Annotated in this window: 17 protein-coding genes and 1 pseudogene; 5 read left to right on the top strand and 13 right to left on the bottom strand. The window is 63.5% G+C overall.

Annotated features, from left to right (window positions below):
• Nucleotides 1-371: 371 nt before the first annotated feature.
• Both MXB90_RS17275 and MXB90_RS17270 read right to left on the bottom strand, forming a co-directional pair.
• Nucleotides 372-683 (bottom strand): type II toxin-antitoxin system RelE/ParE family toxin, encoded by a 312-nt coding sequence (locus MXB90_RS17275; protein ID WP_250046657.1) that lies wholly within the window; start codon nucleotides 681-683, stop codon nucleotides 372-374.
• Nucleotides 684-687: 4 nt separating this feature from the next.
• Nucleotides 688-942 (bottom strand): ribbon-helix-helix domain-containing protein, encoded by a 255-nt coding sequence (locus MXB90_RS17270; protein ID WP_250046656.1) that lies wholly within the window; start codon nucleotides 940-942, stop codon nucleotides 688-690.
• A 125-nt stretch (nucleotides 943-1067) separates the two neighbouring features.
• On the opposite strand from MXB90_RS17270, the gene MXB90_RS17265 reads away from it, so the two are divergent.
• From MXB90_RS17265 to MXB90_RS17245, 5 genes are read left to right on the top strand one after another with little or no spacing between them, the layout of a single operon-like run.
• Nucleotides 1068-1433: an ArsR/SmtB family transcription factor gene (locus MXB90_RS17265; protein ID WP_349665928.1), complete on the top strand. Its 366-nt coding sequence runs from the start codon at nucleotides 1068-1070 to the stop codon at nucleotides 1431-1433.
• A complete protein-coding gene (locus MXB90_RS17260; protein WP_250046654.1) occupies nucleotides 1430-2428 on the top strand; it encodes a permease in 999 nt (332 codons plus the stop codon). The genes MXB90_RS17265 and MXB90_RS17260 overlap by 4 nt, the downstream gene beginning before the upstream one ends.
• Before the next feature lie 15 nt (nucleotides 2429-2443).
• Nucleotides 2444-2671: a thioredoxin family protein gene (locus MXB90_RS17255; protein WP_250046653.1), complete on the top strand. Its 228-nt coding sequence runs from the start codon at nucleotides 2444-2446 to the stop codon at nucleotides 2669-2671.
• A complete protein-coding gene (locus MXB90_RS17250; protein WP_250046652.1) occupies nucleotides 2671-3072 on the top strand; it encodes an OsmC family protein in 402 nt (133 codons plus the stop codon). Before MXB90_RS17255 ends, MXB90_RS17250 begins: the two co-directional genes overlap by 1 nt.
• A gap of 9 nt (nucleotides 3073-3081) precedes the next feature.
• Nucleotides 3082-3654: a DUF2703 domain-containing protein gene (locus MXB90_RS17245; protein WP_250046651.1), complete on the top strand. Its 573-nt coding sequence runs from the start codon at nucleotides 3082-3084 to the stop codon at nucleotides 3652-3654.
• 36 nt (nucleotides 3655-3690) lie between these two features.
• On the opposite strand, the gene arsH is transcribed toward MXB90_RS17245, so the two are convergent.
• The 11 genes and pseudogenes from arsH to MXB90_RS17195 form a co-directional block, all read right to left on the bottom strand.
• Nucleotides 3691-4419 carry an arsenical resistance protein ArsH gene (gene arsH / locus MXB90_RS17240; protein ID WP_284040883.1) on the bottom strand — a complete coding sequence of 243 codons (729 nt, stop codon included), beginning with the start codon at nucleotides 4417-4419 and terminating at the stop codon, nucleotides 3691-3693.
• Entirely contained in the window at nucleotides 4412-4840 is a 429-nt protein-coding gene (gene arsC / locus MXB90_RS17235) for an arsenate reductase (glutaredoxin) (protein ID WP_250046650.1), read from the bottom strand. Before arsC ends, arsH begins: the two co-directional genes overlap by 8 nt.
• Nucleotides 4837-5850: an ACR3 family arsenite efflux transporter gene (gene arsB, locus MXB90_RS17230; protein WP_250046649.1), complete on the bottom strand. Its 1014-nt coding sequence runs from the start codon at nucleotides 5848-5850 to the stop codon at nucleotides 4837-4839. The genes arsC and arsB overlap by 4 nt, the downstream gene beginning before the upstream one ends.
• On the bottom strand, nucleotides 5847-6170 hold the full coding sequence (locus MXB90_RS17225) for an ArsR/SmtB family transcription factor (protein ID WP_250046648.1): 324 nt from the start codon (nucleotides 6168-6170) through the stop codon (nucleotides 5847-5849). Before MXB90_RS17225 ends, arsB begins: the two co-directional genes overlap by 4 nt.
• Before the next feature lie 102 nt (nucleotides 6171-6272).
• Nucleotides 6273-6440: a hypothetical protein gene (locus MXB90_RS17220; protein ID WP_250046647.1), complete on the bottom strand. Its 168-nt coding sequence runs from the start codon at nucleotides 6438-6440 to the stop codon at nucleotides 6273-6275.
• Nucleotides 6427-6672, bottom strand: coding sequence for a hypothetical protein (locus MXB90_RS17215; protein WP_250046646.1), 246 nt, complete (start codon nucleotides 6670-6672; stop codon nucleotides 6427-6429). Before MXB90_RS17215 ends, MXB90_RS17220 begins: the two co-directional genes overlap by 14 nt.
• Nucleotides 6669-7343, bottom strand: coding sequence for a YcbK family protein (locus tag MXB90_RS17210; protein ID WP_250046645.1), 675 nt, complete (start codon nucleotides 7341-7343; stop codon nucleotides 6669-6671). The genes MXB90_RS17215 and MXB90_RS17210 overlap by 4 nt, the downstream gene beginning before the upstream one ends.
• Before the next feature lie 107 nt (nucleotides 7344-7450).
• A complete protein-coding gene (locus tag MXB90_RS17775; RefSeq protein WP_284040882.1) occupies nucleotides 7451-7579 on the bottom strand; it encodes a hypothetical protein in 129 nt (42 codons plus the stop codon).
• Nucleotides 7580-7584: 5 nt separating this feature from the next.
• Entirely contained in the window at nucleotides 7585-7929 is a 345-nt protein-coding gene (locus MXB90_RS17205; protein WP_250046201.1) for a hypothetical protein, read from the bottom strand.
• 32 nt (nucleotides 7930-7961) lie between these two features.
• Nucleotides 7962-8243, bottom strand: coding sequence for a hypothetical protein (locus MXB90_RS17200; RefSeq protein ID WP_250046659.1), 282 nt, complete (start codon nucleotides 8241-8243; stop codon nucleotides 7962-7964).
• A pseudogene (locus MXB90_RS17195) lies at nucleotides 8239-8642 on the bottom strand (transposase); the annotation flags it as partial. The pseudogene MXB90_RS17195 and the gene MXB90_RS17200, both read right to left, overlap by 5 nt.
• Nucleotides 8643-8763: the final 121 nt, after the last annotated feature.

Raw genomic sequence — 8763 nt, 5'->3', positions numbered from 1 at the left:
CAGGATCATGCCCCACGCAGGTGGGCAGGGGTAAGACATCCGGCCGAGCCATACCCCTTTGGTCCGGGCCGCGGGCGCCTTTGTCCCGCGGCCCGGTTCTGCTGACCGGGATCAGAGGTTGTATTGCTCGCGCGCATAGTCGCCCCAAGCAAAGGTCAGCGATGCTACCTCCCAGGCATCAAATGCGACACTTAAGGTGAGGTAGATGACTATGGTTGCGAGCTCCCGCAACCAAAAAACTCAAATATATCAAAGACTTTGAACCCGACTTAACCAGTCGGGTTTTTGCATTTCAAATCCTTCTCAACACCTGGTCAACGTTTATCGAGGCCCCCATGACCAGGAAACATGATCGCAGTGGGCGACAGCGCTCACCTTGGGAGATCGTCCCGAAAGCGGTCCATCTGGTGCATCCGCTCGTGCAGGATCGTCACGATGCCCACGTCCCCGTTCGACAGCCGCCGCCAGTAAACGAAATGACGCTCGTGTCGGAAGTAAAAGCCCTCGACACCAAATTCGGCCGGGATCGGGCGCGACGGAACGCCGTGGCTGTCGATCCGTTCGAATGCCGAAAACAGGTCGGTGATGTACCGATCCGCCTGATCTGCGCCCCAGCGGTCGCGTGTGTACTGGTAGATCTCGTCAAGCCGCAGCGATGGGGCTTCCTGGACGCGGACGGCCACGCTGTCAGCCCCGGTTCCGGGCGATCACATCGGCGGCGGTCAAAGGGCTATAGCTTTCTTCTGGGGTAGCAAAGGCGCGCGTCAGTTCCGCATTCAGGCGATCAAACGCTTCCCGCTCAGCCCGCTCCTTGTCGCGCCGGATCAGGTCGCGCACATACTCGCTGATGTTCTCGTAGGCGCCGTTCTCCCCGACGTTCGACGCCACGAACTCACTCAGCGCGCCACTGATCCGCACCGTCATTGTTGTGGTCTGGGACATGGTCACCTCCGTCTGCGTGTCTTCAAGATAAGCAAGACTGAATACGCAGGCAAGGTTTGCGACGTCCTATCTTGCATCTCGCGCATAATGGACGGTTCGCTCGCGTGGGGGCGCAGGCGGTCATAATGCACTGTTTGATCCAAGTCATTGTGCCACGCTCCGGTTCATGCGCACATGCGCAAGAGAAGGAGCGTCATGCGATGATCGTAGCTGTCCTGTCCTCCCTGGCTGAGCCAACCCGTCTTGAGGCAATGCGCCTGTTGGCGGACGGGTCTGAGTATTGCGTATGCGAACTGATGCGTAAGCTGGGCGCGACCCAAAGCCGGATGTCGCGGCACATGCAGGTGCTGAAGCAGGCGGGGTTCGTTGTAGACCGGCGCGACGCGCAATGGGTGCGCTACAAGATCAACCCTGACCTTTCGCCGCGGCTGGTCCGGCTGGTTGAGGCCGCGCTGGAATGCCACATCCTCGCTCGGGAGGACGCGGTATGAGCGTGTTCGGCTGGATGAACGATCAGCTTTTGCGGATGACTTGGCTCAACGATCTGGTGGGGCAGGGCGTGGTGGCGGTGGGGCTGGACCCGGCCTCGCGGCTGGGTGGCTCGGTCCAGTTCTTCGTCTATGACGTGATCAAGATCTTCCTGCTTTTGGCGGTGCTTATCTTCGCCATCTCTTACGTGCAAAGCCATTTCCCGCCGGAACGGACGCGGGCCATGCTGGGCGGGCGTTCGGGCCTTGGCGCAAACACACTGGCGGCGCTTCTAGGCACGCTGACACCGTTCTGTTCGTGCTCGTCGATTCCGTTGTTCATCGGCTTCACCGCAGCCGGGCTGCCGCTGGCGGTGACGTTTTCTTTCCTGATCTCGTCTCCGCTGGTGGATCTGGCCTCGGTAATCCTGCTCGCCTCGATCTTCAGCTGGCCGATTGCGCTGGCCTATGTCGTCGTCGGGCTGGTGGTGGCCATCGTTGGCGGCACCGTGATCGGGCGGCTGGGGATGGAGGATCAGGTCGCGGATTTCGTGCGCACCGTTCCCGTGACCGGCGAGGCTGCGACGATGACCCGAGCCGAGCGTCTGGCCTATGCCAAGGATCAGGTCGTGGAAATCGTCCACCGGGTCTGGCCCTATGTGCTGGTGGGCGTGGGCATCGGGGCGGCGATCCACAACTGGGTTCCGGCCGAGGTGATCTCGGCCCTGCTGGGGCAGGACAAATGGTGGTCGGTCCCGGTCGCGACCGTGGTGGGCGTGCCGATGTATGCCGATATCTTCGGAACCCTGCCGATCGCCGAGGCGCTGGTGGCCAAGGGCGTGGGCCTTGGCACGGTGCTGGCCTTCATGATGGCGGTGACGGCGCTGTCGTTGCCATCGCTGATCATGCTCAAGCGCGTGGTGCGGATGCCGCTGCTGGTGACCTTCACCGGGGTGGTGACGCTTGGCATCCTGTCCATCGGCTTGATCTTCAACAGCATCACACATTGGTTCATCTGACGAAGGGAAAGACACATGATCATCAAGATCCTCGGGTCCGGCTGCAAGAAATGCGTGGCGCTGGCCGAAAACGCCAAGGCTGCGGCCGCAGCGGCAGGCAAGCAGGCCGAAATCGTCAAGGTCACCGACATCGCCGAGATCGCCGCCTATGGGGTGATGTCGACCCCCGGCCTTGTCGTGGACGAAAAGGTCGTCTCGACCGGCAAGGTCCTGACCGCGGAAGAGATCGGAAAGCTGATCTGATGGACTATCGCGTCCAGGCCCGTCGCATTGACGCGCATGGCAGCCTGGCCACGGCGAAAGACGCCCGGGTCACGCTGGATACCGACCTTGCCGGGCGGCGCGATGCGATGAACCCGGTGGAACTGCTGCTGTCGGCTCTGGCCGCCTGCATGCTGAAGGGGATCGAGCGGGTGACGCCGCTCTTGAACTTCCAGATCGACGCCGCCGAGGTCCGGCTGGAGGCGGTGCGTCAGGATGCACCGCCCAAGCTGACCCTGATCCGCTACGAGATCCTCGTGGACAGCCCCGAGACCGACCAGCGCCTGGACCTTCTGCACCGCAACGTGCTGAAATACGGCACGATCTCGAACACGCTGTCGGGCGCGGTTCCGCTGGAAGGAACGCTGCGCCGCAAGGTGTGACAGTTTGGGTTGACGGACGCGGATCGTTTTGCCGGCGCCGATGTGGCGCAATGGCTGACTGGACGACACCGGTGGGGAGCCACTTCTGTCGGAGGAAGAAATCAAAAAGCTGATCTGATCGAAAGGATCGCCATCATGCAGAAACTTCCCATCAAGTGGCGTCGTCTGGTCAACCGTTCAGGCGCGACTTGTCCGCGCTGTTCGGCCACCGGCGATGAAGTCCGCCGCGCGGTCGCTGCCCTGCGGCTTCTGCTTGCGCCTCTGGAAATCGAGCCGGTTCTTGACGAGGAAACGATCGACGAGGCCGGCTTCGAGCATGATCCGCTGCAGTCGAACCAGATCCTGATCGCGGACCGGCCGATTGAGCGGTGGTTGGGCGGGAAGACTGGCCAAAGCCGTTGCTGCGCGGAATGCGGCGACAAGGATTGCCGCACGCTGGAGCTGGCAGGCCAGAGCCATGAGGTCATCCCCGAAGCCCTTATCCTGCGCGCCGGCCTCGTCGCCGCGGCGGAACTGGTCCGGGGCGCGGCGAACCTTGACGCGGAAAGCTGTTGTTCGGGTCCAGGTTGCGGCTGCACCTGAGGCCGCCGGATCGAGCTGTGGTTGGCAGCTATACGCCTAAGTGGCCGCAGAGAGGTTCACCCGCTTCATCAGCGCCTCGGCGCCTTCCTTGCGTTCCGAGTAGCGGTCGACGAGGTAATCGGCCCTGTCGCGGGTGAGCAGGGTGAACTTCATCAACTCCTCCATCACATCGACGATCCGGTCGTAGAGGGGGGACGGACGCATTCGCCCCGCGTCGTCGAATTCCTGGAACGCCTTCGGGATCGAGGACTGATTGGGGATCGTCAGCATCCGCATCCAGCGGCCAAGGACGCGCATCTGGTTCACGGCATTGAAGCTTTGCGATCCGCCTGACACTTGCATGATCGCCAGCGTCTTGCCTTGTGTCGGCCGCACCGCACCCTCGGAGAGCGGGATCCAGTCGATCTGCGTCTTCATCAGGCCGGTCATCGCCCCGTGGCGTTCCGGGCTGGACCAGACCATGCCCTCGCACCAGACCGCCAGGTCGCGCAATTCCCGCACCTTGGGGTGGGCTGCATCCACGCCGTCATCGACCAGCGGCAGTCCGGACGGGTTGAAAAACCGCACCTCGGCGCCGAGCCGCGTCAAGATACGCTCGGCTTCCTCGGCCGCGAGGCGCGAGAAGCTGCGGGTGCGAAGTGAGCCGTAGAGGATCAGGATGCGCGGTGGGTGGGTGGACAGCGCGCCACAGAACAGCCGGTCGGCGGCGATGCCAGGAAAGAGTGCGTCGTCGATATTGGGTGTGCCAGGGAGGCGGTCAGACAAGGCGGTTTCCTTCGGCGTCGATGATCAACTGTCCATCCTCCTTGGCCAGAGGGCCGGGCGGGATGCGGTCCAGCAGGTCCAGCACAACCTCGGACGGGCGGCACAGGCGCACCCCCTTGGGCGTGCAGACGATGGGGCGGTTCACCAGGATCGGATGCGTCACCATTGCCTCCAGAAGCTGGTCCTCCGTGACGCCTTCGGCGGTCAGGCCCATCTCCTCGGCTGGGCTGCGGGCCACGCGCAGCGCCTCGCGTGGAGTGATCCCGGCGGCAGCGAACAGCGCCAGAAGCTGCGGGCGGGTCCAGCCTTCCTTCAGATAATCGATCACAACAGGCTCATATCCCGCGGCCCGGATGATCCCGAGGACGTTGCGCGATGTGCCGCAGCCGGGGTTGTGGTGAATGATGACGGGAAAGCTCATGCCGGGAATCTTGCACGGGTTCTGTTGGCAAATGCGACCAATGACAGCATCACCGGCACCTCCACCAGAACCCCCACCACCGTGGCCAACGCCGCGCCCGAGTTCAGGCCAAAGAGGCCGATGGCCACCGCCACCGCCAGTTCGAAGAAATTCGACGTGCCGATCAGTGCGCAGGGGGCCGCCACCTTGTGCGGCACGCGCCACGCAAAGGCCCAAGCATAGCCAAGCGCGAAGATACCGTAGGATTGAAGAATGATCGGCACCGCGATCAGCGCGATGAGAAGCGGTTGCGCGATGATTACCTGCCCCTGAAAACCGAACAGAAGGATCACCGTCAGCAGCAGCCCGACGACCGAGGCAGGCTTGATGCGGGCGGTGAAGGCCTCGACCGATTGGCCTCGTGCGATCAGGGCGCGCCGCGTCAGTGCGCCAGCGATCAGCGGAATAACGATGTAGAGGACGACAGACAGGATCAGCGTCTCCCACGGCACGTTGATGTCGGTCACGCCCAGCAGGAAGGCGACGATGGGCGCGAAAGCCACAACCATGATCAAGTCATTCACACTGACCTGCACCAGCGTGTAATTCGGATCGCCCTTTGTCAGTTGCGACCAGACGAACACCATCGCCGTGCAGGGGGCTGCCCCGAGCAGGATCAGCCCGGCGATGTATTCAGGTGCCTTGGCCGGGTCGATCAGTCCGGAGAAAAGATGGTTGAAGAACAGCACGGCCAAGGCCGCCATGGTGAAGGGCTTGATCAGCCAGTTGATCGCCAGTGTGATCACCAGCCCCTTCGGTCGCCGCCCGACGTCCTTCAAGGATCCGAAGTCGATGGCGATCATCATCGGATAGACCATCGCCCAGATCAGCACGGCAACCACGAGGTTGACCGAGGCATATTCCAGACCGGAAAGTAACCCGAAAATGCCAGGTATGATGTTACCGAGCACGAGCCCCGCAAGGATGCACAGGGCGACCCAGAGGGTCAGCCAGCGTTCAAACAGGCTCATGTCGTTTCCTTCTGCGCAGGAACACAGCAGGCATCACCCAAGGGCGGCGCCAAGCTGGAGATGAACTCGGCCAGTGGCTCAAGACCATCTGAGGTCAAGGCATAGCAGACGCGCGGACCGTCAATTTCGCCGCTGATGATGCCGGCGGCTTTGAGGATCCGCAGATGTTCGGAAACGGTTGACTGAGCCAGGCCTACAGCACCGACGATATCACCGCCGATGCAGCCGGGGGTGGCCAGAAGCAGTCGTACAATCCGAATGCGAGCCGGATGGCCGAGCGCCCTTGAAAGAGTAGCCAAGTTCTCGTCCAATTCCGGCATGTGCCACTCCTTCGTAAATCGTCGATATTCGATAGATTGTGAAATGCGGGAACACAACCCCTCAAATCGTCTCGCCTGACGGCATTTTGCCCCGCCCGGATTTCACCGGCACGCCCGCGCTTGGTCGCGCAGGACTGCGTAATCACTGAGCATCCGGACGATGGCGGAACTTTCCTGCAGCTTTTCGACTTCATCGGCCGCTCGCGCCTGATCGCCGGCGTTGTAATCGACGACGGGCGGGCAGGGCGCTGCGGTATCAGAACTGGCCATTACGCAGCCGGTCAGCCAGAGCGTCACGATCATGAGGGCGACGGGCGGCGGCATCGAGCATCTGGCGGTGGATGGCATCGTTTCTCTTTCTGGCATCAAGCCGTTCGGCAGCGCGCCCCGCGCGTTCACCCGTGCGTCGCAGGTTCAGGAGGAACAGCAGGATCGCTCCCGCGGCGAGGATCAGGACCAGCGCCTTGCGCGCCGGGCAACGGGTGAGAAGCCACGCAATCACCGCTGGCCCCGCTTCCAATCATCCAGCCGCGCGTGGATGGTGACGGCGATGCCGATCAGGGCGATGGCGAGCAGCATCCAGCGTAGGGCATCGAGATACGGCACCAGCGGCTGGATCATGGACTGGGTTTCAGTCAGTACCTCTTGCAGAACCTCCACACCGGCCGCACTGACGGTCGCCGCTCCCGCGGCGCCGCTGCCGCGCAAGGTGCGGCTTTCCGCGAGCACTTCCCGCGCGGGCGGCACCTCCGGCGCAAATGGCAACGCCCGGACTGGGAACTTCTCGCCCCAACTGCGCGCAGGCCCAAGGTCGATATGCATGAAACCCGAGCGGGGATAATACCCGAACCCCAGGAACCCGACCTCGCGCGCCGCCGCCTCGAACGCAACGGGATCGTGGTTCGCCATGGCGGTGTCGAAGGCCGTGCCGTCCATGTGTTTCGAGCGCGGCGCGCCGCCTACCGCGCGGTTGTGCTCGGGGCTGCGATAGGCCGAGCGGATGATCAGCGGCTTGCCGAGCCGATCGCGCAGAGCCTGCAGCTTGTCCAGGGCCTCGGTGTCGATCTTCAGCGCACCGGTGCCGCGACAGGCGATTTCCGCGGGCGAGAAGTTCTTCCAGCGCCAGAGGCCTTTCGGCACCTTGCGCCAGTGGGGCCAGGTCAGGATGGGCATGATATCCTCCAGATGGAAAAACCGCCACTGGGGCGGTTCAATGCGTTGGGGTGGTGTGGGGCAGGATCTGTCCGCCCGGCGATGGCCGCGCACAGCCCGGCGCGCGTTCAGCCGCAGCCGAAGAGGCGCTGCAGGAGCAGGATCAGGACGAAGATCACGAGGCCGATGCGGATGCGGTGGCGGAAGTCGCTCCAGGGGCAGCGCGGGGCGCGGCGCAGATGCAGGCGGGGCTTCATGGAAATCAGCCTCGCGGCAGGCGCCCGGCGCGGATGCGCGTAAGCAGCACTTCGATGATCGCGGGACCGAAGACGCCGACGAGATAGGCGATCGATCCGCCCGCCCCGATGGCGGGGATCGCGCCGGCGGGCAGATCGAGCCAGACCGCGACGAGACCGCCGCCGAGCGTGCCCATGCCGCCCGAGGTGAGCGCACCGAGGATGATCTGGCGGATCGCATCGCGCGAGGAGACCTTGATTACCAGCGCCGAGGTGGCGCCCCCGGCAGCCCCCCAGGCCGCGGCGGCGATGGTCGCATTGGCCGCGACCGAGCGCCAGATTTCGCCCCAGATCGTGGGTTCGTCAGCCATGTCAGCCTCCCTCAACAGCGGATGGGTTGCGATCAGGCGATGTCGTCCGCGATCTCGACGCGGATGTAGCCTGCATTGGGAAAGGTCTCGATCGCGCCATCGGCATAGGTGACCTCGAACTCGGCCTCATAGGCCCCGCTCTGCCCGGTGTCGCCCGGCGCCCAGTCGTAGCGCACGGTGGACGTTCCGGTCGCCAGCACCACGATCGCGGGCGCGCGCAGGATCGTCGGATCGCCGCGACGCGGGCGCATGTTGAAGACGACGCTGGCGCCAGTGAGGTTCGGTGCGGACGCGGCGCACCACGCCATCCTCATCGACCTCGTCGTCGCGCTGCGGGCTGTAGCGGAAACAGGTCTCGCTGACGCCGAACGCACGACAGGCCTGCGCAATTCTGACCCCCTTCGTCGCCACCGCCTTCTCGGCCAACTCTCGGCGCTGAGCTGGCCGCGTCACTTTTTTCCCAGAGCTTCTCGAAGCAGATCGGCCTGCATGCTGAGATCCGCAAACATGCGCTTCAGCCGCCTGTTCTCGTCCTCCAGAGCCTTCATCTGGCTCATCATGGATGCATCCATTCCGCCATACTTGGATCTCCACTTGTAGAACGTCGCGCTGCTGATCCCATGCTCGCGGCACAGCTCGGGCACGGGCATCCCGCCCTCCGCCTCGCGCAGCACGCCCATGATCTGGGCTTCGGTGAAACGGCTCTTCTTCATCGGAATCTCCTCGTCCATCATGCCGAGAAAATTCTACCTTCGCAGGCTCTGTTGCACAAAACCCGTGGGGGATTCATCTCGTGAATCCAGTGTGGTAGCTGGAGGGCATGAGCAGACCCAT

It is taken from the genome of Phaeovulum molybdatiresistens (assembly GCF_023544865.1).
In the GTDB taxonomy this organism is placed as follows: Bacteria; Pseudomonadota; Alphaproteobacteria; order Rhodobacterales; family Rhodobacteraceae; genus Pontitalea.
The sequence above is the reverse complement of the archived record's forward strand: the minus strand, read 5'-3'. Positions and strand labels throughout refer to the sequence as shown.